General features: G+C 70.0%; 20 protein-coding genes. 13 read left to right on the top strand and 7 right to left on the bottom strand.

Annotated elements, in window-relative coordinates; translation table 11 throughout:
* The first annotated feature begins 181 nt into the window (after nucleotides 1–181).
* Complete coding sequence (locus tag U4012_RS00895; protein ID WP_321795352.1) at nucleotides 182–1,837, top strand: glycoside hydrolase family 32 protein; 1,656 nt, start codon at nucleotides 182–184, stop codon at nucleotides 1,835–1,837.
* A gap of 70 nt (nucleotides 1,838–1,907) precedes the next feature.
* Here the strand turns inward: U4012_RS00895 and U4012_RS00890 are convergent, their stop codons facing one another.
* Nucleotides 1,908–2,657 carry an SDR family oxidoreductase gene (locus tag U4012_RS00890; RefSeq protein ID WP_124665847.1) on the bottom strand — a complete coding sequence of 250 codons (750 nt, stop codon included), beginning with the start codon at nucleotides 2,655–2,657 and terminating at the stop codon, nucleotides 1,908–1,910.
* Between the two features lie 144 nt (nucleotides 2,658–2,801).
* On the bottom strand, nucleotides 2,802–3,719 hold the full coding sequence (locus tag U4012_RS00885; protein WP_321795348.1) for a LysR family transcriptional regulator: 918 nt from the start codon (nucleotides 3,717–3,719) through the stop codon (nucleotides 2,802–2,804).
* A 297-nt stretch (nucleotides 3,720–4,016) separates the two neighbouring features.
* Between U4012_RS00885 and U4012_RS00880 the strand changes: the two genes are divergently transcribed.
* The 8 genes from U4012_RS00880 to U4012_RS00845 all read left to right on the top strand — a co-directional run bounded on the left by U4012_RS00880 (nucleotide 4,017) and on the right by U4012_RS00845 (nucleotide 12,126).
* Nucleotides 4,017–5,501 (top strand): PLP-dependent aminotransferase family protein, encoded by a 1,485-nt coding sequence (locus U4012_RS00880; protein ID WP_321795346.1) that lies wholly within the window; start codon nucleotides 4,017–4,019, stop codon nucleotides 5,499–5,501.
* A gap of 94 nt (nucleotides 5,502–5,595) precedes the next feature.
* Entirely contained in the window at nucleotides 5,596–6,033 is a 438-nt protein-coding gene (locus tag U4012_RS00875) for a carboxymuconolactone decarboxylase family protein (protein WP_044843002.1), read from the top strand.
* Nucleotides 6,034–6,045: 12 nt separating this feature from the next.
* Entirely contained in the window at nucleotides 6,046–6,471 is a 426-nt protein-coding gene (locus U4012_RS00870; protein WP_044843001.1) for a cupin domain-containing protein, read from the top strand.
* Nucleotides 6,472–6,845: 374 nt separating this feature from the next.
* Nucleotides 6,846–7,544: a TetR/AcrR family transcriptional regulator gene (locus tag U4012_RS00865; RefSeq protein WP_321795344.1), complete on the top strand. Its 699-nt coding sequence runs from the start codon at nucleotides 6,846–6,848 to the stop codon at nucleotides 7,542–7,544.
* Nucleotides 7,541–8,506 carry an HlyD family secretion protein gene (locus U4012_RS00860; protein ID WP_321795342.1) on the top strand — a complete coding sequence of 322 codons (966 nt, stop codon included), beginning with the start codon at nucleotides 7,541–7,543 and terminating at the stop codon, nucleotides 8,504–8,506. Before U4012_RS00865 ends, U4012_RS00860 begins: the two co-directional genes overlap by 4 nt.
* Complete coding sequence (locus U4012_RS00855; protein ID WP_321795340.1) at nucleotides 8,503–9,474, top strand: ABC transporter ATP-binding protein; 972 nt, start codon at nucleotides 8,503–8,505, stop codon at nucleotides 9,472–9,474. The genes U4012_RS00860 and U4012_RS00855 overlap by 4 nt, the downstream gene beginning before the upstream one ends.
* The gene (locus tag U4012_RS00850) at nucleotides 9,471–10,625 is read left to right on the top strand and encodes an ABC transporter permease (RefSeq protein ID WP_321795337.1); all 1,155 of its coding nucleotides are present in this window, start codon (nucleotides 9,471–9,473) and stop codon (nucleotides 10,623–10,625) included. Before U4012_RS00855 ends, U4012_RS00850 begins: the two co-directional genes overlap by 4 nt.
* 10 nt (nucleotides 10,626–10,635) lie before the next feature.
* Nucleotides 10,636–12,126 carry an efflux transporter outer membrane subunit gene (locus U4012_RS00845; RefSeq protein WP_321795335.1) on the top strand — a complete coding sequence of 497 codons (1,491 nt, stop codon included), beginning with the start codon at nucleotides 10,636–10,638 and terminating at the stop codon, nucleotides 12,124–12,126.
* A gap of 226 nt (nucleotides 12,127–12,352) precedes the next feature.
* On the opposite strand, the gene U4012_RS00840 is transcribed toward U4012_RS00845, so the two are convergent.
* Together U4012_RS00840 and U4012_RS00835 are read right to left on the bottom strand one after the other, a co-directional pair.
* Nucleotides 12,353–13,573 (bottom strand): porin, encoded by a 1,221-nt coding sequence (locus tag U4012_RS00840; RefSeq protein WP_044842995.1) that lies wholly within the window; start codon nucleotides 13,571–13,573, stop codon nucleotides 12,353–12,355.
* 503 nt (nucleotides 13,574–14,076) lie between these two features.
* Nucleotides 14,077–15,141 carry a phytoene/squalene synthase family protein gene (locus tag U4012_RS00835; RefSeq protein ID WP_321795331.1) on the bottom strand — a complete coding sequence of 355 codons (1,065 nt, stop codon included), beginning with the start codon at nucleotides 15,139–15,141 and terminating at the stop codon, nucleotides 14,077–14,079.
* Between the two features lie 426 nt (nucleotides 15,142–15,567).
* On the opposite strand from U4012_RS00835, the gene U4012_RS00830 reads away from it, so the two are divergent.
* A complete protein-coding gene (locus U4012_RS00830; RefSeq protein WP_321795329.1) occupies nucleotides 15,568–16,713 on the top strand; it encodes a glycerophosphodiester phosphodiesterase in 1,146 nt (381 codons plus the stop codon).
* A gap of 92 nt (nucleotides 16,714–16,805) precedes the next feature.
* Here U4012_RS00830 and U4012_RS00825 read toward each other — a convergent pair whose 3' ends face one another.
* Both U4012_RS00825 and U4012_RS00820 read right to left on the bottom strand, forming a co-directional pair.
* Entirely contained in the window at nucleotides 16,806–18,431 is a 1,626-nt protein-coding gene (locus U4012_RS00825; protein ID WP_321795326.1) for a rhodanese-related sulfurtransferase, read from the bottom strand.
* Nucleotides 18,432–18,553: 122 nt separating this feature from the next.
* The gene (locus U4012_RS00820) at nucleotides 18,554–19,120 is read right to left on the bottom strand and encodes a cysteine dioxygenase (protein ID WP_044842991.1); all 567 of its coding nucleotides are present in this window, start codon (nucleotides 19,118–19,120) and stop codon (nucleotides 18,554–18,556) included.
* 74 nt (nucleotides 19,121–19,194) lie between these two features.
* On the opposite strand from U4012_RS00820, the gene U4012_RS00815 reads away from it, so the two are divergent.
* Nucleotides 19,195–20,118: a LysR family transcriptional regulator gene (locus U4012_RS00815; RefSeq protein WP_321795324.1), complete on the top strand. Its 924-nt coding sequence runs from the start codon at nucleotides 19,195–19,197 to the stop codon at nucleotides 20,116–20,118.
* Nucleotides 20,119–20,371: 253 nt separating this feature from the next.
* Here U4012_RS00815 and U4012_RS00810 read toward each other — a convergent pair whose 3' ends face one another.
* Nucleotides 20,372–21,715 (bottom strand): acyl-CoA dehydrogenase family protein, encoded by a 1,344-nt coding sequence (locus U4012_RS00810; RefSeq protein WP_321795321.1) that lies wholly within the window; start codon nucleotides 21,713–21,715, stop codon nucleotides 20,372–20,374.
* 451 nt (nucleotides 21,716–22,166) lie between these two features.
* On the opposite strand from U4012_RS00810, the gene U4012_RS00805 reads away from it, so the two are divergent.
* Nucleotides 22,167–23,252: an LLM class flavin-dependent oxidoreductase gene (locus tag U4012_RS00805; RefSeq protein ID WP_321795319.1), complete on the top strand. Its 1,086-nt coding sequence runs from the start codon at nucleotides 22,167–22,169 to the stop codon at nucleotides 23,250–23,252.
* Between the two features lie 20 nt (nucleotides 23,253–23,272).
* Nucleotides 23,273–24,118: a class II aldolase/adducin family protein gene (locus U4012_RS00800; protein WP_321795317.1), complete on the top strand. Its 846-nt coding sequence runs from the start codon at nucleotides 23,273–23,275 to the stop codon at nucleotides 24,116–24,118.
* Nucleotides 24,119–24,143 lie beyond the last annotated feature (25 nt).

Raw genomic sequence — 24,143 nt, 5'->3', positions numbered from 1 at the left:
CCCGTGACGAGTCCGTAAAGGGCTCGCTACGAACGCGGCGGGCACCGCCCGCGTCGAGGCGGCGCACGTCATGCGTGTCGCGTGCGCGCCGCCTCCCTCCTTCGCAGAATCGCGCATGCCGCCGTCGCAAGCGGCATGCGCGTTCCTTTCCCGCTTCGCGCGCCGAAGCACGGAACCCCGCATGAAATCGACGTTTTTTCGCTTTTCCCTCCGGATCGCCCGGCTGCTGTTCGCGTGTGCGGCAAGCGCGGCCTGCACGCACGCCATCGCCGCGCCCTGCGGCACGCCGCCCGAAAACGGCACGCCGCAATGGCGACCGGCCGTGCATTACACGCCGCAACGCAACTGGATGAACGATCCGAACGGCCTCGTGTACGAGAACGGCCGCTATCACCTGTTCTACCAATACAACCCGCTCGGCCACGACTGGGGCAACATGTCGTGGGGCCATGCGACCAGCACCGACCTCGTCCACTGGCGCGAGCAGCCGGTCGCGATGCGCGCGAACGCGACGGAGGAAATCTTCTCCGGCTCGATCGTCGCCGACACGCACAATACGTCCGGCCTCGGCGCGCCGGGCGAGACGCCGCTGGTTGCGCTTTACACGAGCGTCTACAAGGACGGCTCGGGTCACGCAGCCGGCACGCAGGCGCAGTCGCTCGCGTACAGCCTCGACCACGGCGCGACCTGGCGGCCCTACGCGCGCAATCCGGTGCTCACGCTCGATCCGGAATCGAAGCAGTTCCGCGACCCGAAGGTGGCGTGGTACGCGCCGGGACGCTACTGGCTGATGACGACCGTCGTCGCCGATGCGCAGGTCGTGAAGCTCTATCGTTCCGACGACCTGATTCACTGGTCGTTCCTGAGCGATTTCACGCTGCCGGACGTGCCGCATGCGGGCGCGTTGTGGGAAATGCCCGACCTCGTGCCGCTGCCCGTCGACGACGATCCGCGGCACATCAAGTGGGTCATGATCGTCAACGTCAACCCGTGGTCGATCGCCGGCGGTTCCGGCGCGATGTATTTCGTCGGCGACTTCGACGGTCGCACGTTCGTCCCCGACCGGGTCGCACCGGCCGGCTCCGATCCCGCGCGATTCCGCTGGGTCGATCACGGCGCCGACTTCTATGCGGCCGGCACGTTCTCCGGCGCGCCGGGCGCGCGCCCTGTCGCGATTGCATGGATGAGCAACTGGGACTACGCGGCGAAAGCGCCGACGGCGCCCTGGCGCGGCGCGACGACGGTGCCGCGCGAACTCGCGTTGAAGACGATCGGCGGTGAACCGACGCTCATCGTGACGCCGGCAGCCGCGTTCGATGCGTGGGCCGACGGGCGGCCCGCCGTGCATGAAGGCAACCTGAGCGTCGAGTCCGCCACGCGCGCGCTGTCGGACACCACCCGCGGCACCGTCCAGCGCATCACGGTGACGATCGCGCCGCGGCGCGCGGCCCGCGCGGGTTTGATCGTGCGGGGCTCCGCGGATGGCTCGATCGGCACCCGGATCGTGTACGACACGGCGAAGCGCACGCTGACGCTCGACCGCTCGCGCTCCGGCGCCACGGATTTCGCGGGCACGTTCAGCCGCGAGCACATCGTCGATCTGCCGCTCGAGCACGGGCAGCTGCGGCTCGAAATCGTCGTCGATCGTGGTTCGGTCGAGGTGTTCGCGAACGGCGGCCGCGTCGCGCTGACGGACCTGATCTTCCCGCCGCCCGATGCGGACCGCGTCGCCGTGTTCGCCGAGCACGGCAGCGCGACGTTCTCGGGGTTGACGGTCACGCAGATCCACGGACGCGATCAGGCCGGCGACGTCCGTGACGCCTGTGCATCGCGCTAGCGATGCGATTGCACGGCGGGCTGCGGCGCCCGCCCTCGCGTCGGGCCGTGCAGCCGCGCCGGTTCCACGCTCAAAGCAAGCCCATCCCGCCCGACGCGATGATTTCCGCGCCGACGATGAACGCCGACTCGGGCGCGCTCAGGTGCAGCACCGTCGACGCGATTTCGTCCGGCGTGCCGAACCGGCCGATCGGCACGAGCCCCCTGATCTTGTCGGCCGTCTCGTCGAGCGTCGCCGCATCGAGGCCGAGCTTGCCGTACAGCGGCGTCTGGACCGGCCCGGGGCTCACCACGTTCACCCGCACGCCGTGCGGCAGCAGTTCCGTCGACAGCGTCTTCGCGAACGAATTGACGGCCGCCTTGCTCGCCGCATACACGGACGAACCCGGCATCCCGATGTGCGCGTTGATCGAGCCGTTGATCACGATCGACGCGCCGCGGTTCAGCAGCGGGACGAGCGCCTGGATCTGGAAATACGCGCCCTTCACGTTCGTGTCGAACACGAGGTCCCACAACGCCTCGTCGATATCCGCGAACGGCGCGAGTTTCGCGACGCCCGCGTTGATGAACACGGCGTCGAGGCGCGCACCGGCGGCCGCGATCGCGTCCGCGAGCGCCCGCGCCGACGCGACGCTGCCGGCCTCGTTGCGGATCGCGAGCGCGCCGTCGCCGAGCGACTCGCGCGCGGCGGCAAGCGTCTGCTCGTCGCGACCGGTGATGACGACCCGCGCGCCTTCGGCCGCGAATGCCCGTGCGGCCGCCAGGCCGATGCCGCTGTTGCCGCCCGTGACGAGGACCGTTTTTCCTTCGAAGCGTTGCATGATGTTCTCCTTGAACCGGTGAGTTGACCGTGAACACAGGATGCGCGCGGCGCCCGGCCTTGCCGTACGACCGGCGCGGCAGACATGTGCGAAATCTTCGAACGTGTTTGCCCCGGCCGTCCGGCGCGTGCCGGCCCGGCGCGCTCAGCCCGACACGTCGATCCCGTCGAGCAGACGCTGCGCGAGCCGCGGTTCGCGCAGTTGCTCCAGCCACCATTGCAGCGCGCGGCCGTCGCGGTCGCCGCGCCACGCGACATACAAAACGTTCGGCTCGCGCGGATCGGCCGTTTCCTTTTCGACCAGTTCGCCGCGCGCCAGCAGCGACGCGACCCGCCGGCGCGGCACCCAGCCGACGCCGAGCCCGTCGCGCTGCGCGAGGATCTTCGCGCGCATCGACGGCACCGCGAGCACCGCCTGCCCGCCGAGCAGCCCGTACGCGCGGCCGACGGCCTGCCGCGACGAGTCGGCGACGACGACCGCGCGATGCGCGCCGATCGCGTCCCGGGTCAGCCGCGCGCCCGCCGACGCCAGCGGATGGCGCGGCGCGACGGCGAACACCCACTCCATCGCGCCGAGTTCGAACCATTTGAAGCCCGGAATCGCCGGCGGCTCGTTGGTAGCGCCGACGACCAGATCCGCGCGACCGTCGCGCAGCGCTTCCCAGGTGCCGCCGAGCACTTCGTGCGTGAAACGCAGCGACACGCCCGAATCGAGCGCATCGAATGCGCGGACGACCGGCAGCAGCGTATCGAATTCCAGCACCTCGTCGCTGACGATCCACAGCCGGTCCTCCCAGCCGCACGCGACCTGCCGCACGCGCTGCGTGAGCCGCGCGACGTCCAGCGCGAGGCGCGATGCCTCGTCGGTCAGCAGCTGGCCGGCCGGCGTGAGCTGCAGCCGGTAGCCGCGCCGGTCGAACAGCAGCGCGTCGAAGCGCGCTTCGAGCTGCCGCGCGGCGTGCGACACGGTCGACGGCGCCTTGCCGAGCCGCGCGGCCGCCCGCGACAGGCTGCCGGTGGCGCGGATCGCATCGAGCAGCGCGAGTTCGTCTTCGGACAGCATGAGCGCACTCCGGTCGGGGGTCAGGTGGATCGTAAGGCAGCGGCGGGCGCCGGCGCAATCGAATGGCACTGCCGGCACAGGGCGGATGCCGTGTCGGCCGGGGCGCCGCAGCGCGCCGTGCCATTTGCCGCATCCGGCGGGCGTTGCGTGCCACGTGCCGCCGTTCCGTGCCCCCTCGACGCCACGCGCGTGGCCCGGCCGAACGATGCCGCCCGCGCATGCACGAACGCCGATCCGGCCATGTACTTCCGGTATGCTGATCGACGTCATATCTCCGCATTCGAGGTAACCACTGCGATGGACATCGCGATCCGCATCGAAGGCCGTCACGACCTGACCGGGCAAATCTTCCGGCAGTTGCGCACCGCGATCGTCGACGGACGGCTCGAAGGCGGCGCCCGGCTGCCGTCGACACGCGATCTCGCGAAGCAGCTCGGCGTGTCGCGCAAGACGACGCTCGACGCGTTCGAACGTCTCGTCGCCGAGGGTTACCTGAACACGCGCGCGGGCGACGGCACGTCCGTCGCCGGCGGCCTCGCGCGGGTTCCGCACGCGGCGGCGGCCGCAACGCCGTCGCTCGTCGAGGACGCGCCGCCCGTCCATGCCGTCGACGCACGCACGCTATGGGACGAGTTGCCCGACGCGCTCGCGATGCCCACGCCGCACGACACGCCCGCGTTCGACTTCCGCGGCGGCGTGACCGACAAGGCACTGTTTCCGTTCGACGCATGGCGCCGCTGCCTGCATCACGCGTTGCGCCAGCAGGCGCGCGGCCCCGGCCAGTACCACGCGCCGGCCGGCGATCCGCAGCTGCGCGGCGCGATCGCGCGCTACGTCGCGTTCAGCCGCGCGGTCGCGTGCGGCTGGGACGACGTGCTCGTCACGCAAGGCGCGCAACAGGCGCTCGACCTGATCGCACGCGTGGTCGTGCGGCCCGGCGACGTCGTCGCGGTCGAGAATCCCGGTTATCCGCCGGCGCGCGCGGCGTTCGCGTCGCTCGGCGCGACGGTGATCGGCGTGCCGGTCGATGCGCACGGCCTCGTCACCGGGCGGCTGCCCGACGACGCGCGCCTCGTCTACGTGACACCGTCGCACCAGTTCCCGCTCGGGATGCCGATGACGCTGGAGCGGCGCGTCGCGCTGCTCGAATGGGCGCAGCGCCGCCGCGCGGTGATCATCGAGGACGACTACGACGGCGAGTTCCGCTTCGAAGGCCGGCCGGTGGAATCGCTGAAGAGCCTCGACCGCGCGGGTCTGGTCGCGTACGTCGGCACCTTCTCGAAGACGATCTTTCCCGAACTGCGGATCGGCTACGCGATTCCGCCGCGCGCGCTGCGCGGGGCGCTCGCCAAGGCGAAGCAGATCGTCGACTGGCACACCTGCACGCTGACGCAGGCGGCGCTCGCGCGCTTCATGCTCGAAGGCGATTTCGCGCGGCACCTGCGGCGCGTGCAGAAACACTACGACGCGCGCCGCAAGATGCTGCTCGCGCATCTGCGCGGCGGCCTCGCGCCGTGGTTCGACACGATCGTGCCGACCGCCGGCATCCACCTCGCCGCGCACCTGAAACCGGGGCTCGACGAAGCCGCGCTGGTCCGCGCGGCGCGTGAGCACGACATCGGCCTGTACGGGATCACCGCGTTCCACGTCGGCTCGGCGGCCCGCGCGGGGCTGCTGTTCGGCTATGGCGGGATCGACGCGCTGCGCATCGACACCGCGCTCGCGAAGCTGGCCGCGCTGCTGGATTCAGGCCGTGTCGGGGGCCCGCCACTGGTTACCTGAATTTTCCCGGAATTGGCCATTCAAGCAGGCCAGTGGCACGCTTAAAGTGGGTCCTGTCGCGCCACCGGGCGCATCCAACCGAACAGGACCTGCCATGCAACCGCGTCTGAACTTCTATACCGCCAGCCCGAACGCCATCAAGGTGATGCGCAACGCCGAGGAATTCCTCGCGAAAAGCTCGATCGAGAAGCCGCTCGCCGAACTCGTCCGGCTGCGCGCGTCGCAGATCAACGGCTGTGCGTTCTGCGTCGACATGCACACCACCGACGCACGCAACGGCGGCGAAACCGATCGCCGCCTGGCGACGGTCGTCGTCTGGCGCGAAACGCCGTTCTTCACCGAGCGCGAACGTGCGGCGCTCGAATGGACCGAAGCGCTGACGCTGGTCGCCGACAACCACGTGCCCGATGCCGTGTGGGAAGCCGTGAAGCCCCATTTCAGCGACACGGAGTTGTTCGAGCTGTCGATGCTGATCGCGACGATCAACACGTGGAACCGCTTCGCGATCGCGTTCCGCAAGATGCCCGAGTAAGGGGAGACGGTGATGATGCGCTCCAGCTCCACGCTCCGCCGCGCGATGCTGTGCACGTCGCTCGCGCTCGGCGCCGCGCTGCCGGCCGCCGCCCGCGCGCACGATACCGGCGACAGCGTGCACGCAATCATGCAACAGGCCGTGCCCGAAGCGCCCGGCAAGCTCGCCGTCGTCGCGACCGTCGACTATGCGCCCGGTCAGGCATCCGAAGCGCACAAGCACCTCGGCTCGGTGTTCGCGGTCGTGTCGAAAGGTGAAGTGCTGTCGCAGGTGAACGACGGCCCGGTGCGCCGCTATCGCGCCGGCGAAGGCTGGTACGAGCCGCCCGGTTCGCGCCACCGGGTGTCGCGCAATGCGAGCACGACCGAGCCCGCGCAACTCGTCGTGTTCGGGCTGACGGGCGAGCATGTGCCGCTGAAGTCGCCGATCGATCAGTGATTTAGGAGGCCGTGCCGCGTCGGGCGCGCCGCCGTGCTGCACGGCCGGCGTCCCGCCCCGTGCCGCGCGACTTCCTCGCCGGCGTCGGGCGCGGCCGTTTCGCCCGCTGTTTCGCCGCCGTTTCGCCGGCCGTTTCACCCACGTTTCGATCAACGTTTCACCCGCCATTTCCCCCGTCGATCACCCGCCAGTTCCCCGCGAGTTCCCGCGGCTTCCGCATTAGCCGCTCCCTACACTCCACCGCCGGCGCACGCCCCTTCGCCACGCCGCCGCCCCGCCCGTCCGCCCCGCCATTCGCTACTCGCCTGATCGCGATCAACGCGGGCGAAAACCCTTTCTTGAAATTAACTAACTCATCAATTAGCGTCGATTTCATGAACGCGAAATCCACCGTCGCCAGGCCGCGCGGGCGCCGCCCGTCGGTGGACGACTTCGACCTGCGCGACCATATGCTCGACGTCGCGATGCAGCTGTTCGCCGAGCGCGGCATCGCCGCGACGACGGTCGCGCAGATCGCCGCGGCCGCCGGCGTCACGTCGGCGATGGTTCACTACTACTTCACGAATCGCGAGCAGCTGCTCGACGCGATCGTCGAGGAGCGGCTCGCGCAGGTCATCGCGTTCGTGTGGCGGCCGACCGCGCCGCACATCGAAAACGATCCGTTCGCGCTCGTCGCCGAGCTCGTCGACCGCTTCTTCGACGTCACGCATCGCATGCCCTGGCTGCCGTCGATCTGGCTGCGCGAGATCGTCCACGAGGGCGGCCTGCTGCGCGAACGGATGATCCGGCGCATTCCGCTCGAGCATGTCGGGCGGTTTGCCGAGCGCATCCGCGCCGCGCAGCAGGCCGGCACGCTGAACCCCGCGCTCGAACCCGCGTTCCTGTTCCATTCGATCATTGCGCTGGTGATGCTGCCGCTCGCCACCGCAAAGCTGTGGCAGAGTGCGCGCGGCCTGCCGCCGATCGATCGCGACGTGCTGCAGCGCCACGTCCGCGCGCTGCTCGGGTCCGGCATGCAGCCGCCCGCCGCCGCGCCGGATCCCGACGCGCATTCGCGACGGAGGCCGTCGTGAACGCGCCCCGCCCGCTGCCGCTCGCGCTGGCCGCCGCCGTCGCGCTGCTCGCCGGTTGCGGACGGCCGGCGAACGACGTCACGACCTTCCAGGGCTATGTCGAAGGCGAATTCGTGTACCTGTCGTCGTCGCAGGCGGGCACGCTGACGCAGCTGTCGGTCGAACGCGGCCAGGCCGTCGCGGCCGGCGCGCCGGTGTTCTCGCTCGAAGCCGTCAACGAAACGGCCGTGCTGCGGCAGGCGCAACACCAGCTCGAGGCCGCGCGCGCGCAGCTTGCCGACCTGCAGACCGGCAAGCGCCCGCCGGAAGTCGCGGTCACGCGGGCCCAGCTCGCGCAGGCCACGGCACAGGCCGCGCGGGCCGCCGCGCAATTCGCGCGCGACGAACGCCAGTACGCGGCCGGCGGCCTGTCGAGGCAGCAGCTCGACGATTCGCGCACGTCCGCGCAAACCACCGCCGCACAGGTGCGCGAGTTGCAGAACCAGGTCGACGTTGCGCGCCTGCCGGGCCGCGCGCAGCAGGTGGCGGCCCAGGCCGCGCAGGTCGATGCCGCGCAGGCGGCCGTCACCGAAGCGCAATGGAAACTCGACCAGAAGCGCGTCGCCGCGCCCGCGGCCGGGCGCGTGTACGACACGCTGTACCGCGTCGGCGAATGGGTGCAGGCCGGCAATCCGGTCGTGCAGATGCTGCCGCCGCAGAACCTGAAAGTGCGGTTCTTCGTGCCGGAGGCCGCCGTCGCATCGATCGCGCCGGGGCGCACGGTCGCGATCCGCTGCGACGGCTGCCCGGCCGACGTCCCCGCGCGCGTCACCTACGTGTCGCGCGCGGCCGAGTACACGCCGCCCGTGATCTACAGCAACGAGAGCCGGACCAAACTCGTGTTCATGGTCGAGGCGCGCCCCGCCGTCGCCGACGCGCCGAAGCTGCACCCCGGCCAGCCCGTCGCCGTGAGGATGCGATGAACGCGCCGCCCGCCCCGTATGCGATCGACGTCGACCGCCTGAACAAGCGCTTCGGCGACAAGCACGTCGTGAAGGACGTCTCGCTGCGCGTCGCGCGCGGGGAGATCTTCGGCTTTCTCGGGCCGAACGGCAGCGGCAAGACGACGTCGATCCGCATGATGTGCGGCCTGCTCACGCCGGACTCGGGCAGCGGCACCTGCCTCGGCTACGACATCGTGCGCGACAGCGCGCAGATCAAGCGCCGCGTCGGCTACATGACGCAGCGCTTCTCGTACTGGGAAGACCTGTCGATCCGCGAGAACCTCGATTTCGTCGCACGCGTGTACGGGATGCCCGATCGTCAGGCAGCCGTCGCGCGCGCGCTCGACGGGCTCGGTCTCGCGAGCCGCGCGGACCAGCTCACGGGCGCGTTGTCGGGCGGCTGGAAGCAGCGTCTCGCGCTCGCCGCGTGCATGCTGCACGAGCCGGAGCTGCTGCTGCTCGACGAACCGACCGCCGGCGTCGATCCGGCCGCGCGCCGCGACTTCTGGGAAGAACTGCACCGGCTGGCCGCGCAAGGCATCTCGGTACTCGTCAGCACGCACTACATGGACGAGGCCGAGCGCTGTCACAAGCTCGCGTACATCGCGTCCGGCGAACTGCTCGCGCAGGGCACGGCCGCGGAAATCGTCGCGTCGCAGCACCTGTCGACCCGCACGGTCACCGGCGGGCACCTGGCGGAACTGTCCGCGCGCCTGCGCACGATGCCGGGCGTAGACCAGACGGTCGTGTTCGGCTCGACGCTGCACGTGAGCGGCCGTGATCGAGCGCTGCTCGACGCGACGCTCGCGCAGGTCGCGGCGCAGCCCGGCGCGCAGGAGAACGGTCACGCGCCGCTGCAGGTCTCGCCGATCGACACCGGGCTCGAAGACGTCTTCATCTACATGATGGGCCGCGCATCCGGGCCGCCCGGCGGAGCGGCGACATGAGCACGTGGACGGGCCTGCGCGACGCGTTCTCGGTCGCGCGCTGGTGGAGCATCGTGCTGAAGGAATTCCTGCAGCTGCGCCGCGACCGCGTGACGTTCGCAATGATCGTCGGCGTGCCGATCATCCAGCTCGCGCTGTTCGGCTTCGCGATCAACACCGATCCGAAGCACCTGCCGACCGCGGTGATCGTCGCCGACTCGAGCCCCTTCGCGCGCAGCTTCATCGCCGCGATGCGCAATTCCGCGTACTTCGACATCGTCGCGACGCTGCCCGACGAAGCGGCCGGCCGGCATGCGCTCGCACGCGGCAACGTGCAGTTCGTGCTCAGCGTGCCGGCCGACTTCTCGAAGCGGCTGCTGCGCGGCGAGCGCCCGTCGCTGCTCGTCGAGGCGGACGCGACCGACCCCGTCGCGACCGCATCGGCGCTCGGCGCGCTGCCGGGCCTCGTGCAACCCGTCGCCGACAAGGACCTGACGGGCCCGCTCGCGCACCTGAACGGCCGCCCGGCCGCGTTCGACATCGTGCTGCACCGCCTGTACAACCCGGAAGGCATCACGCAGTACAACGTCGTGCCGGGCCTGATGGGCGTGATCCTGACGATGACGATGGTGATGATGACGGGCCTCGCGATCACGCGCGAACGCGAGCGCGGCACGATGGAGAACCTGCTGGCGACGCCCGTGCGGCCGCTGGAGGTGATGACGGGCAAGATCGTCCCGTACGTGTTCATCGGGCTGATCCAGGTGTCGATCATCCTCGTGGCCGCGCGCTTCGTGTTCCACGTGCCGTTCGTCGGCGGCCTAGTCGCGATCTACCTGTCCGCGCTCCTCTTCATCGCCGCGAACCTGACGGTCGGCATCACGCTGTCGTCGCTCGCGCAGAACCAGTTGCAGGCGATGCAGCTCGCGGTGTTCTACTTCCTGCCGAACATCCTGCTGTCGGGCTTCATGTTTCCGTTCGCCGGGATGCCGAAGTGGGCGCAGTTCATCGGCAACCTGCTGCCGCTCACCTATTTCAACCGCCTGGTGCGCGGCATCCTGCTGAAAGGCAACGGCTGGGCCGACCTGTGGCCGTCCGTGTGGCCCGTCGCGCTGTTCACGCTCGTCGTGATGGGCGTCGCGCTGCGCTTCTACCGGCGCACGCTCGACTAGGGGCCGCACGATGAAACCGGCTTCGCGTCGCGCCCGCCCCGCCGCCCGCCGCAGCGCATGGGCAGCCGTTGCGCTGCTCGTCGTCGGTTGCACGGTCGGGCCGGATTTCCGCACGCCCGACGCGCCGGCCACACGGCAATACACGCGCGATGCCCCGCCGGTCACGACGGCCGCCGCCGCCGGCCCGGCCGGCGACGCGCAGACGTTCGCATCGGCCGCGCACACGCCGCAACAGTGGTGGACCGCGTTCGGCTCGGCACCGCTGAACCGGCTCGTCGATACCGCGTGGCGCAACAGCCCGACGCTCGCCGAGGCCCGCGCGCGGCTCGACGAAGCGCGACAGAACCATGCGGCGGAAGCCGGCGCGACGATGCTGCCGCGCGTCGATGCGAACCTGTCCGCCACCCGCGAGAAGGTCGACATCGCTGCATTCGGGCTGCCCGCCAACGTGCCGAATCCCGGACCTTTCACGCTGTACGACGCGTCGGTGAGCGTGTCGTACGCGCTCGACGTGTTCGGCGGCAACCGGCGCGCGCTCGAGGCGCTGCGCGCCCAGGTCGACTATCAGGCGTACCTGCTCGACGCCGCACGCCTGACGCTCGCGGGCAACGTCGTCGCGACTGCGATCCTGCGCGCGTCGCTCGCGCAGCAGATCGCGCTCACGCGGCAGCTCGTCGACGCACAAGCCCGGCAGTTGCGGATCGTCGACGCGCGCTTCGCGGCGGGCGGCGTATCGCAGGCCGACGTGCATGCGCAGCGCACGCTGCTCGCGCAGACGCAGGCCTCGCTGCCGCCGCTCGCGGCCCGCTACGCGCAGGCCGGCCACCGGCTCGCGATCCTGCTGGGCGCGCCGCCGTCCGGTGCCGAGCTGCCCGACCTCGCGCTCGACGCGCTCACGCTGCCGCGCACGCTGCCGGTCGCACTGCCGTCGACGCTCGCGCGCGAACGGCCCGATATCCGCGCGGCGGAGGCCGTGTTGCACCAGGCGAGCGCAAACGTCGGCGTGGCGACCGCGAACCTGTATCCGCGTTTTTCGATTTCGGCGGGGATCGGTTCGGAACGCACGCGCATCGCGGATATCGTGAGCGGGCTGAATGTGTGGAATGTCGGCCTCGGCCTGACGCAGCCGCTCTTTCATGGCGGCGAGCTGCGCGCGAGGAAGCGGGCGGCCGAAGCCGCGTACGACGCCGCGTTCGCGAGCTATCGGGAAACCGTGCTGCTGGCGCTCCAGCAGGTCGCCGACGCGATGCGCGCGGTCGAACACGATGCGACGGCGCTGCAAGCGCGCGACACGGCCGCACGGGAAGCGGCGGCAGGCAACGCGATCGCCGGCGACCGTTACGCGGCGGGCGGGATCAGCGCGTTCGCGCTGCTCGATGCGCAGCGGCAGGCATTGCAGACCGCGCTCGACCGCACGCGCGCGCAGGCCGACCGGCTGGCCGACACGGCGGCGCTGTTCCAGGCGCTGGCGGGGAACTGGATGGATGATGCGGCGCGGTGATCGACACGACGGCGTCGGCGCCGACCGGGCATTGCCGACCTGCACGTCATGCACCGCATGAGCGGCACACTTGTCGGGCTCGACAGCCGTCGCCGCGCGCTTCCATTCGACGACCATCCATGACCGAACCCGCAATAAGCACAACACGTGCCGCAAATGGAAAAACCGGCCCGAAGGCCGGTTTTCGTACCGCAAGCCGTGAGCGGCGCTCGCGCGCCGCGCGGCATCAGAAGCGGTGGATCAGGCCGACGCCGGCCGCGATCTGGTTCTGCTTCGAACCTGCGCCCACGCCGTCGCCGATCGACGTCGTTGCATTGACGATGCCGCCGGTCAGGCCGCTGATCGTGTTGCCGGTAGCGTGCTGATACGCTTCAACCGCGTACAGGCCCGTGCGCTTCGACAGGCTGTAGTACTGCGACAGCGTGACCTGGTGGTACTTGGCCGAGCTCGAGATGCCGTTCGACTGGGTCGCACGCGTGTACGAGTAGCCTGCCGCGAAGTCCCACTGCGGCGCTGCCTTCCAGTGCAGCACTGCGCCCGCCGTGTTGAAGATCGCCGTATTGTGGAATGCCGACAGGTTGCCCGGGATGTACTGGACGTTCGAGTACGACACCGAGATGTCCCACGCCGGCGTGAACTGGTAACCGGCCGTCACGGCGACACGTTGCTGCGACTGTGCCGTCTTGTAGCCGCCGTTGATCGACGACACGGCCTGCTCCGCACCGTTGCCGCTCGAATCCAGACCGTTTTGCGCGGTCGAGTTCGCGCCCCACACGCCGCCGCCGAGCGTCGCGTTGTTGATGCGCTGATAGCCAACCGCGATGCCTGCCGGGCCGTTCAGGTACTGGACCGCCGCGCTCCAGGTCGAGCCGCGGTTGAAGCTGCCTGCCACGCCGCCGAGCGAGTACGAACCGCCGACCGTGAAGCCGTAGAACTTCGGCGACATGTAGACGAGCGAGTTGTTCGCGCGGTAGCTGGTGTCGAGCGAGTCGATATCGCCCGGGTGCGCGCCGTAGTAACCGGTCAGCCAGGTCGTCGGGCTATACGGCGACAGCAGCGTGTAGTACGCGGTGTACTGGCGGCCGGCCGTCAGCGTACCGTACGTCGCGTTGGTCAGACCAACCCACGCCTGACGCGTGAAGATGCCGTTCGTCCATTGCGACGAGCCGTTGTTCGCGTTGAAGCCGGCTTCCAACTGGAAAATCGCCTTCGTGCCGCCGCCGAGGTCTTCGCTACCCTTCAGGCCGAAGCGGCTGCCTGCCCAAATGCCGGTGGCCATCTGTACCTTCGAGTGACCGCCCGAAACCGCGCTGGTGGCCGACGAGTTGTTCTGCCAGGCGATAGCGTTATCGACGATACCGTACAGGGTCACGCTGCTCTGGGCGTGGGCTGCGGTAGCGGCTGCGAGACCCGCTGCCGTCATGGCGAAAGCGACGCGCTTTTTCATTGATTCTCCGTCCTCAAAGAATGATTTCTTTTCTGGTGTGGTTTTATGACTGACACATGTGCGAGTACATGCCGGTGCGATTCTGACGGATTACCAATCGTTTCCCAACATGTGCAGTCGGTCATCGTATGATCGACGCAACGCGCGGGTTCACCAAACGGTTACATAACACCTGAAAACGCTTACGCGGCGGGCCTTGCCGGCATTTCCCGGTGAAAACCCTAGCTTTACATTTTTACTGGTGCATCGCGACCGCCGGATGTCGTCAGACGCCCTCGGCAACAACCTTCCTACGAATGCGTGAGCGCGGCTGACGCCGCGATTCACGCCGCCGCGCAGGATCGCTGACATTCATGACACCCACGTTTCGGGAAGCGAAATCGTGAAAACGTTTCAGTCCGCGTGCGGACCATCGGACGGGAGACGGGAGCGGCCCGGCGAACGCGGGCCGAGGGGCGATGCCGATGCAGGTCGCGTCACGCGCCGGCATCGTTCAGCGCGATTCAGCGCGCGGACGGCTGCGCGATCCGCGCGTTCACCGCGTCGACGAGCGCGGTGATCCGCGCACGGATCGCGGCGTTCGAACCGACGAGCGCGAGCGACGACGCCATGATCCGATAGATCCGCTTGCGCGGCACCTTCGCCGGCGTCGCCGGATCGAGCCACGCATCGTGGCCGGCCAGCAGTTCGAGCGTTTCGAGGCCGATCATGATCGGCCACAGGCACGCGAGCCGCAGCCGCACGAAGCGGCGCGGAATCGCGAGCGTGTAGCGGCACGCGTCGCGATACTGGTCGAGCGTCACGCGCAGCAGGTCGACCAGCACGCCGCGCGCGCGCGCCGACGCATCGGGTGTCATCAGGTCGGCGACGCCGACGCCGTATGCGGCCAGCACGTCCTCCGGCAGATAGCAGCGGCCGATCCGCAGATCCTTCGCGCAGTCGCGCAGGATGTTGGTCATCTGCAGCGCCTTGCCGAAACGGATGCCCTTCTCGCGCATGTCCGGCACGTCCCAGCCGCGCGCGGCGCGCGTGTGCGCGCCGGTCATGTCGGTCCAGAATTCGCCGACGCAGCCGGCGACCAGGTACGTGTAGCGATCGAGCTCGGCACGGTTCGGCAGCGACGCGACGCGGCCCGACTGTTCGTCGGGGAACGTGCGCAGGTCGAATTCCATCCCCGACGTCAGCGTCGCGACGACCTTGCGGATCGACGCGCGGTCCGCGTCCGGCTGCGCGCGCAGCAGCGCGAGCATCGGCTGCATCGAGCCGAGCAGCACGTGTTCGTGCGAATCCGTCTGCATCCGCGTCACGTCCTCGAGCGAGCGCGACAGCGCCGCGCCGTCGCCGAGCCGCTCGACTTCGTTCCGCAGGTCGGTCAGCAGCGCCGCGCGGCGATCGGGCGCGACCAGCGCCGTGTCGGCGATCGTGTCGGCCGCGCGCGCGAGCAGGTAGGCCAGGCCGACCGGGTCGCGCATGCCGTCGGGCAGCACGCGCAGCGTCAGGTAGAAGGAGCGGGAAACGTTCTTCAGCAGGTCGCCGAGCAGGTAGGCGGGATCGGTATGCGTCGTCATGGGTCGGTAAAAATCGGCCGGCGCGGGCCCCGGACGCACGCGGGCGCCGGGCGCCCGCGCCGGCCCGCGAGTCGCCGCATCGCCGTGCGCGGGCGGGTGTCGGCCCGGCGCGGCGATGCAAAAGTCCCGCAAGTTTAGTGCATCCGGCGACCACGCTCGCGATCCGTCCGACGAAGTGGGCGCGCAACCGCCGAACCGCGTCGGCGCGACGATCGCGGCGCCGGCTGGCGGCGACGGGCGGATCGCACCGTCTCGACCGCCACGCGTTTCCGCAATTCTCGCGCCTGACGCGACAACAAAACAGAAAGGCGCAAGTAATACATATGTAATGCTCCGGTGCGACGATCGCGTCCCGTTCGCTCACGCGGCCCCGCATCGCCGGACCGCTTGCCCTTTCACCGACTTCCGTTCCGAAGGTTCATCGACATGCTCTTCCCGCGCCCGACCGCCCTGCGCTGCATCCCGTTCGCCTGTGCCGCCGCCGTCCTGCTTGCCGCCTGCGGCGGCGACGACGTCTCGGCGTCCGATTCCGCCCGGCCGATCTCCGCGAAGGTCCAGGTGGTCGGCCATCGCGGCGCGAGCGCGCTGCGCCCCGAGCACACGCTCGCGTCGTACCGCAAGGCGATCGAGGACGGCGCGGACGTGATCGAGCCCGACCTCGTCGCGACCCGCGACGGCGTGCTCGTCGCGCGCCACGAGAACGAGATCTCCGGCACGACGAACGTGTCGACGCTGCCGCAGTTCGCGAGCCGCAAGGCGACCAGGACGATCGACGGCACGCAGCTGACCGGCTGGTTCACCGAGGACTTCACGCTCGCCGAGCTGAAGACGCTGCGTGCCCGCGAGCGCATTCCGCAGGTGCGCCCGGCGAACACCGCGTACAACGACCAGTTCGAGATTCCGACCTTCGACGAGATCGTCGCGCTCGCGAAACAGATGTCCGCGCAGACCGGCCGCACGATCCACCTGTATCCGGAAACCAAGCACCCGACCTACTTCCAGTCGATCGGCCTGCCGCTCGAGGACCGTCTCGTCGACGCGCTGCAGAAGGATCCGTACACGGCGCGCACGGCGACCGTCTACATCCAGTCGTTCGAGGTCGCGAACCTGAAGGCGATCCGCAACCGGATCAAGTCGAGCCAGCCGAACTGGAAGCTCGTGCAGTTGATGGACGAAGCCGGCCAGCGTCCGTACGACTTCGTGAAGGCGAACGACAAGCGCACCTACGGCGACCTGTCGACGCGCGACGGGATGCGCGAGATCGCGTCCTATGCGAACGGCGTCGGCCCGTACAAGACGTCGATCATCGCGGTGGCCGCGGACGGCACGCTGCAGCAGCCGACGTCGTACGTGCGTGACGCGCACGCAGCCGGCCTCGTCGTGCATCCGTATACGTTCCGCCCGGAGAACAACTTCCTGCCCGCGTCGCTGAAGGACGGCGGTACACCGGCCACGCGCAACCCCGCGGGCTCGGTGCGCGAGATCCAGGCATACCTGCGCGCGGGCATCGACGGCTTCTTCACCGACGATCCGGCCGTCGGCCGCACGGCCGTCGATACGTTCAAGCGCTGAGCGCGCTGAACGTGCCGCATACGATGAGCCGCTGAACATGTGGCAACCGGGCGCGGCGCATCGCGTGCCGCACGCCGGTTGCCGCGCCGTGGTCAGATCACGCGGAAGTGGTGCGTGCCGTCCCGCTTCAGCTGGTCGACCAGCCCGTATTCCCAGTCGAGATACGCCTGCATCGCGGCGGCCGCGTTGTCGGTGCCTTCGTACGGGCGCCGGTAGCGATCGACGCGCGGCGACGCGAGGCGTGTCTCGCCGTGCTCGAGCGGCAACCCCGCGTCGATCCATGCGGCCGTGCCGCCGGTCAGCACCGAGATCGCCGCGGAAGCCGGCAGCAAGGCGCGCGCGTCGTCCGCCGCGAACCGCGCGAGCAGGCTCGATCCGCACGTGAACACATAGCGCCGCGCCGGCGGGATCGCGGCGAGCGCGTCGCGCAACTGCGCGCGCACGACGAACCACGCGCCGGGGATATGGCGCTTCACGTAGTTCGCGCTGGCCGTCACGTCGACGATCGCGAGCTCGCCCGCGGCCGCCTCCTTCAGCCAGCCCGCGAGCGTCGCGGGCGACACCTCGCTCACCTGCGGCGTCGCGGGCACGTCGCGCGGCGGCTGGCCGCGCTCGGTGAACGCCGCCGTGCCGGCCGGCTCGAGCACCCGCACGTCCCAGCCCATCTGCGCGAGCCACGACGCGGTCATGTCCGCACGCACGCCGTCGTCGTCGGCGAGCACGATCCGCGCGCCGCGCACGGCCGCGTGATGGTCGGTTTCCTGCACGAGCTGGCCGCCCGGCGTGCCCAGGAAGCCCGGCAGATGGCCGGCCTCGTATTCCTCCGGCGTGCGCACGTCGAAGCGGTACAGCGTGCGGCCCGGTTCGTCGAGCGCGGCGAGCTCCGCGAGCGCGATGCGCGGCACGCCCGCGCGCTCGGCCACCGCGCGCGCGGCGCGGCGTGCTTCCTCACGCTGCGCGGGTGCGATCTCGTCCGGAAAGCGTCGCGCGGCGCCGTGCTCGAGCGTCTGGCCGGCGAGCGTCCAGCCGATCGTGCCGTTGCGCAGTGCCGCGACCGGGTTCGGCAACCCCGCGTTGACGAGCGACTGCGTGCCGATGATGCTGCGCGTGCGGCCCGCGCAGTTCACCACCACCTGCGTTGCCGGATTCGGCGCGAGCGCGCGCACGCGCAGCACGAGTTCCGCGCCCGGCACGCTCGTCGACGTCGGGATGTTCATCGTCTGGTATTCGTCGAAGCGGCGCGCGTCGACGATCACGACGTCGGCCTTTTCATCGATCAGCGCCTGCACCTCCTGCGCGGACAGCGACGGCGTATGGCGCTCGGCCTCGACCCATTCGCCGAACGACTTGCTCGGCACGTTCACGTCGATGAACAGTTCGCCGCCCGCGGCGAGCCAGCCTGCGAGGCCGCCGTCGAGCAGCCGCACGTCGGTATAGCCGAGCTGCGCGAGTTTCTCGGCCGCGCGCGGCGCGAGATCGTCGCCGCCGGCTTCGCCGAACACGACGATCGGCGTGTCGCGGCGCGGAATGCGCGTCCATGCGTCGAGTTCGAGCTTCGACAGCGGAAAGTTGGCGGCCCACAGCGGATGGCCCTGCGCGTAGGGATCTTCCTCGCGCACGTCGATCAGCGCGATTTCGTCGCGGGCCAGCAGGCGCGCGCGTACGTCCTGGTACGACGCGACGGGGAAACGGGAAGTGGAATCAACGGATTGCGTCACGATGTCTCTGTCGGATTCTGTTGGAGTCGGTGAAGAAAGCACACGGAAAACGGATGCAGCTCGATGCCCGCGGGCACGCCGTCGCAACGGGGCGCCCGCGACTTGCGGCGTCATGCGTCCGGTCACGCGTTCGAATAGCCGGACACGAACGGCTTCACGGTGCCGTCGTCGAGGAACACCGCACGTTCGACCTGGCCGATGTTCGCGCCGTACACGTGGATGCTGATCGACACCTGGTCGTCGAACGCGTTGGTCACGCGATGGACGTCGCCGATGCGCGGCGACACGGCCTCGACGTCGCCCGGCTGCAACCGTACCGCGTCGCCCGCCGGCACCGGCCTGCCGGCCGCGTCGAACCGGTACGGTTGCGAAAACTCGCCGCCGCGCAGCATCCCGATCAGCCCCCACACCGTGTGGTTGTGGATCGGCGTCGTCTGGCCGGGCCCCCACACGAAGCTGACGACGGAAAACCGCGCGTCGGGATCGAGATGCAGCAGGTACTGGCGGTAACGCTCGGGATCGGGCTGCGCGAACGCGTCGGGCAGCCAGTCGTCGTGCGCGACGAGCGCGGCCAGCAGCGCGCCGCCCTCGTCGAGGATGCGCGCCTCGTTCGCGCCGGACGCGAGCAGCGCGCCCAGCCCGTCGACGAACGGACGCAGCGGCGTCTGCTGCAACGAAAGCGTACTCATCGGCTGCCTCCTCGAATATGATGCCGAATATGATGGATCGTCATGATGCACCTGAAATACCATGCAGAACAAACATGAAAATTAGCGATATCGATGCTTTTGCAGCGGTCGTTCGCGGCCAGACGCTGAGCCAGGCCGCGGCCGAGCTCGGCATGACGCAGCCCGCGATCACGCGGCGCGTGCAGAACCTCGAGGAGGCGCTCGGCGTCACGCTGCTCGACCGCAACACGAAGCCGCCGCGCCCGACCGACATCGGCCTGCAGGTGTTCGAGCAGTGCCGCGCGATCCTGCGCGAAGTCGACGCGCTGCGCGAACTGACGGCCGGCCAGCGGCCGCCCGCCGGCGAATTCCGCGTGGGCCTCACGCAAGGGCTCGGCGAGTTGATGCTGCCCGGCCTGATCGCGCAGCTCGCCGCGCAATGGCCGGCGCTCGCCACGCAGGTCACGACCGCGTGGGGCGGCATGCTCGTCGAACGCGTCGCACACCGCGAACTCGACGCCGCGCTGGTGTTTCTGGCCCGCGAGATGGTGCTGCCGCCGCAGGTCGAAGGCGAGCGGCTGCTGGCCACGCGGCTCGTCGCGGTCGGCCGCAAGGGCGACTGGCCGCGCCGCAGCTACCGGCTCGCCGACTGCCAGGCGCGCGGCTGGGTGCTCAATCCCGACGGCTGCGGCTTTCGTGCGGGGCTGCGCCGCGCGCTCGACGCGCAGGGGCTGCCGATGCCGGTCACGCTCGACGCCTACGGCCGCGACCTGCAATTGCAGAGCGTCGCGAACGGCTTCGGGATCGGGCTGATGCCGCTGCCGCTCGTCGAAGGCAGCCCGCTGCGCGACGCGGTCGACATCGTCCCGCTCGCCGATTTCAAGCCGCAGATCGATCTGTGGCTGCTGCACCGGCAGGACGCCACGCGCTTCAAGGCGCCGCTCACGGCCGTGGCTGCGCATGCGCGCACCGCGTTCGCGCTGCCGGCGGATGCGGCCGGGCACGACGAAGCCGCTTGACCACGCGCGACGGCGCCTGCGCGGCGGCGTCGCGTTTGCGTTTGCGTTTGCGTTTGCGTTTGCGTTTGCGTTTGCGTTTGCGTTTGCGTTGGCGTTGGCGTTGGCGTTGGCGTTGGCGTTGGCGTTGGCGTTGGCGTTGGCGTTGGCGTTGGCGTTGGCGTTGGCGTTGGCGTTGGCCTTTGCGTTGGCCTTTGCGTTGGCCTTTGCGTTGGCTTTTGCGTTGGCTTTTGCGCCCACCATCCCGCCGCCCCGCTCACGCATCGCTGTTGCGACCGGATACCGGCGCGTCGCGTGACGTTCCGCCCGCTTCCGCTTCCGTGTTCGTGGCAGCGCGTCGCGCCGCCGCGTCGAGCACGGCCCGTCCGGCAGCCACCGCGATCGCATCGTCCTGCGGCGTATGCACGCGGCTGCACAGCACGTCGCGATAGTGGCGTTCGAGCGGATTGTGGCGGCTCAGCCCGTGATTGCCCGACAGCTTCAACGCGTGCTCGACCGTGCGGATCGCCTGTTCCGTCACGGTCCGCTTGACGAGGCCGCTCGTCGTCACCGTCGGCGCGTCGCCCGCATCGGTGCGCGCGATGTGCTCGTCGAGCAGCACGCGGTTCGCGTGCAGCCACCCTTCGATCTCGCCGACGGCCTCCTGCACGCGCGACAGCGTCGCGAGCGGCGCACCGAGCCCGCTCGGCGCGCGCGTCGTCGCGAAATCGAGCAGCCAGTCGCGCGACGCGCGGGCGACCGCGTCGTAGAGGCTGCCGAGCAGCGCGACCATCCAGGCCTGCTGGTCGGCCTGCGCATCGACATCCGCATGACTCGCGGCCGACACGGCCCACGCATCGGGCGCGCGCACGTCCACTGCATGATCCGCGGGCAGCCGCACGTCGTCGAACACCACCTCGTGACTGCCCGATGCGCGCAGGCCCAGGTGATTCCAGCTTTCGATCACGCGGATGCGCGCATCGACTTCCGTGTCGCGCTCGCGCCGCACGAGGAACACGCCGACGCGCGGCTCGGGTTCGTCCGTGCGGGCCCACACGGCCAGCCAGCGCAGCGCCGGAATGCCGGTGCTGTACAGCTTGTGGCCGGACAGCCGCCAGCCGTCGCCGTCGCGACGCGCGATCGTTTCGGGCAGGCCGCCGCGCGACGGCGAACCGAGCGCCGGCTCGACGCGCAGCGCGTTGATCAGCGCGCCGTCGGCAACCGCGCTGTCGAACACCGCACGCCGCAGGCGCGCGGGCCAGCGGTTGTCCGCGCGGCCGAGCGCGCGATGCTGCAGATAGGTCATCGTCAGCACCAGCGCGGTCGCCGGATCGGCGCGCGCGACCGCGGCCACGATCCGGCTCGCCTGCGCGAGCGTCGCGCCCGCGCCGCCGTGCTCGCGCGGCACGACCTGCGCGATCAGCCCGGCGCGATGCAGCCGCGCGAAATTCTCGTGCGGGAAACGGCCGTCGACGTCGTTGCGGGCGGCGTCAGCCGCGAGTTCGGGCGCGAGACGCGCGAGCAGCGCGGTAACGCGCGCATCGTCGGCAGGCAGGTGGCGCAGCGACGACTGGGACGACTGCGGCGATAGCGGCGAGGAAGCGGCAAGGCTGGCGGACATCGGTACGGATTCCCTCGGTGACTGGGTAGCGGGATAAAACGTCGTGGCGAAGATCGGTCGGCGAATGGCGGCGGTGGCTCGTGGAGCCGGCGGCGATCGGCGACGGATTCGCCGGGGGCGCGTGGCGTGGATCCGGGGCGCTCGCGCACGCATCCGCCGCACACCTCTGCCTTCGACCCGATCCCCCGCTTCCGAACCCGATGCCGATCCCGCTCCCGTCGTGTTGATCCGGCGCGCAAGCCCCGCTCGACACGCAACCGGCGCCCCGTTCGGCCCGATCGTGAGCCCATAGCGTATGCGCAACGCACACGCGCCCAAACCATGCAAATCTGATATTCAATTCGGGATTGATTATTTCCGTTCCGCATGATCCCGGCGGTAATCTGCGCTCCATTCCCGCCCGGCCGGCCATCGCTGGCCGCGCCGGGCCGTCCTTGCATCGGAGACCCAGATGAGCGTCGAATTCATCGGCATGATCCAGAGCCAGAAGCAGTCGGAAATCCATCCGCCTGCCGGCCCCGTCGTTGACCCCGACTACGTGCGCGACTTCGCCCGCGCCCACGAAACGGCCGGCTTCGACCGGATCCTCGTCCCGCACCACTCGACCGGCCCGTCGGCGACGCTGACGATCGCGTTCGCGGCCGCGGCGACCGAGCGCATCCACTTCATGCTCGCGCATCGCCCCGGCTTCACCGCGCCGACGCTCGCCGCGCGGCAGATCGCGACGCTCGACCAATTCAGCCGCGGCCGGCTCGCCGTGCACTTCATCTCCGGCGGCTCGGACAGCGAGCAGCAGCGCGACGGCGATTTCCTCGACCACGACGCACGCTACGCGCGCACCGACGAATACCTCGGCATCCTGCGCCGCATCTGGACCGACACGCAGCCGTTCGATCACGACGGCGCACACTACCGCTTCACGCAGGGTTTTTCGGAAGTGAAGCCGTTCCAGAAGCCGCACGTGCCGATCTACTTCGGCGGTGCCTCGGAAGCGGCGCTGGAAGTCGCCGGCAAGCACGCGGACGTCTATGCGCTGTGGGGCGAATCGCTCGACCAGGTGCGCGACCTGACGACGCGCGTGCGCGCCGAAGCCGCGAAGCACGGCCGGCAGGTGCGCTTCTCCGTGTCGTTCCGGCCGATCCTCGCGGCGACCGAAGACGAAGCGTGGGCGCGCGCGCACCGGATCCTCGACGAAACCCGCCGGCTGCGCGAAGCGGCCGGCCTCGCCACCGGCGGCCCGCAGCAGAGCGAAGGCGCGCGGCGCCTGCTCGCCGCGGCCGAACGCGGCGCGCGCGTCGACAAGCGGCTGTGGACCGAGATCGCGAAGCTCACCGGCGCGCGCTCGAATTCGACCGCGCTGGTCGGCACCCCCGAACAGGTCGCCGACGCGCTGCTCGACTACTACGACCTCGGCGTGACGACGTTCCTGATTCGCGGCTTCGATCCGCTCGAAGACGCGATCGACTACGGCCGCGAACTGATTCCGCGCGTGCGCGCCGCCGTCGCGGCACGCGACGCGGCGCGCCGCGCGGCCTGACGCACGGGGAGATGCCGACCATGTCCGCCGTCCTGTCTTTGTCCTCGCCCGTGCGCACCGCGTCGGGCCTCGTCCTCGCCGACACGCCGCGCCAGCATTTCTGGTTCGACCCGCCCGCGCCGCGCTTCGACGTCGCCGCCGAGCGCCGCCACCGGCAGGAGCGGCTCGCGGCCGCGTTCCGCCTGTTCGCGCGCTTCGGCTTCGCGTCGGGCCTCGCCGGCCACATCACCGCGCGCGACCCGGAACTGCCCGACCACTTCTGGGTGAATCCGCTCGGCGTGCATTTCTCGCAGATCAAGGTGTCGGACCTGCTGCTCGTCAATTCGCGCGGCGAAACCGCGATCGGCAACCGGCCGCTGAACAAGGCCGCGTTCGCGATCCATGCGGCGATTCACGACGCGCATCCGCACCTCGTCGCGGCCGCGCATACGCATTCGACCTACGGCAAGGCGTGGTCGACGCTCGGCCGCCCGCTCGACCCGCTGACGCAGGACGCGTGCGTGTTCTACGAGGACCACGCGCTGTTCGACGACTTCACCGGGATGGTCGTCGATACGAGCGAAGGCGCGCGGATCGCGGATGCGCTCGCGAAGCCCGACGGCACCACACACAAGGGCGTGATCCTGAAGAACCACGGCATCCTGACGGCCGGCCCGACGGTCGAGGCCGCCGCGTGGTGGTACATCGCGCTCGACAACGCCGCGCACACGCAGCTGCTGGCCGAAGCGGCCGGCACGCCGCAACCGATCGATCATGCGACCGCGCGACACACGCACGGCCAGATCGGCGGCCCCGACGGCGCATTGCACGCGTTCGACAGCCTGTTCGCGCGCGTCGTCGCCGACGAACCCGACCTGCTCGACTGAGCGCCCGCCGCACGACCGGAACCGG

The organism is Burkholderia sp. BCC1988, assembly GCF_905339895.1.
Taxonomy (GTDB): domain Bacteria; phylum Pseudomonadota; class Gammaproteobacteria; order Burkholderiales; family Burkholderiaceae; genus Burkholderia.
Note: the sequence above shows the minus strand (reverse complement) of the source record. Positions and strands in the feature narration are given on the sequence as shown.

Excerpts from the sequence above, each read along its gene's own strand:
- U4012_RS00895 (WP_321795352.1), top strand. The coding sequence starts at position 182 with ATGAAATCGACGTTTTTTCGCTTTTCCCTCCGGATCGCCCGGCTGCTG.
- U4012_RS00890 (WP_124665847.1), bottom strand. The coding sequence starts at position 2,657 with ATGCAACGCTTCGAAGGAAAAACGGTCCTCGTCACGGGCGGCAACAGC.
- U4012_RS00885 (WP_321795348.1), bottom strand. The coding sequence starts at position 3,719 with ATGCTGTCCGAAGACGAACTCGCGCTGCTCGATGCGATCCGCGCCACC.
- U4012_RS00880 (WP_321795346.1), top strand. The coding sequence starts at position 4,017 with ATGGACATCGCGATCCGCATCGAAGGCCGTCACGACCTGACCGGGCAA.
- U4012_RS00875 (WP_044843002.1), top strand. The coding sequence starts at position 5,596 with ATGCAACCGCGTCTGAACTTCTATACCGCCAGCCCGAACGCCATCAAG.
- U4012_RS00870 (WP_044843001.1), top strand. The coding sequence starts at position 6,046 with ATGATGCGCTCCAGCTCCACGCTCCGCCGCGCGATGCTGTGCACGTCG.
- U4012_RS00865 (WP_321795344.1), top strand. The coding sequence starts at position 6,846 with ATGAACGCGAAATCCACCGTCGCCAGGCCGCGCGGGCGCCGCCCGTCG.
- U4012_RS00855 (WP_321795340.1), top strand. The coding sequence starts at position 8,503 with ATGAACGCGCCGCCCGCCCCGTATGCGATCGACGTCGACCGCCTGAAC.
- U4012_RS00850 (WP_321795337.1), top strand. The coding sequence starts at position 9,471 with ATGAGCACGTGGACGGGCCTGCGCGACGCGTTCTCGGTCGCGCGCTGG.
- U4012_RS00845 (WP_321795335.1), top strand. The coding sequence starts at position 10,636 with ATGAAACCGGCTTCGCGTCGCGCCCGCCCCGCCGCCCGCCGCAGCGCA.
- U4012_RS00840 (WP_044842995.1), bottom strand. The coding sequence starts at position 13,573 with ATGAAAAAGCGCGTCGCTTTCGCCATGACGGCAGCGGGTCTCGCAGCC.
- U4012_RS00835 (WP_321795331.1), bottom strand. The coding sequence starts at position 15,141 with ATGACGACGCATACCGATCCCGCCTACCTGCTCGGCGACCTGCTGAAG.
- U4012_RS00830 (WP_321795329.1), top strand. The coding sequence starts at position 15,568 with ATGCTCTTCCCGCGCCCGACCGCCCTGCGCTGCATCCCGTTCGCCTGT.
- U4012_RS00820 (WP_044842991.1), bottom strand. The coding sequence starts at position 19,120 with ATGAGTACGCTTTCGTTGCAGCAGACGCCGCTGCGTCCGTTCGTCGAC.
- U4012_RS00815 (WP_321795324.1), top strand. The coding sequence starts at position 19,195 with ATGAAAATTAGCGATATCGATGCTTTTGCAGCGGTCGTTCGCGGCCAG.
- U4012_RS00810 (WP_321795321.1), bottom strand. The coding sequence starts at position 21,715 with ATGTCCGCCAGCCTTGCCGCTTCCTCGCCGCTATCGCCGCAGTCGTCC.
- U4012_RS00805 (WP_321795319.1), top strand. The coding sequence starts at position 22,167 with ATGAGCGTCGAATTCATCGGCATGATCCAGAGCCAGAAGCAGTCGGAA.
- U4012_RS00800 (WP_321795317.1), top strand. The coding sequence starts at position 23,273 with ATGTCCGCCGTCCTGTCTTTGTCCTCGCCCGTGCGCACCGCGTCGGGC.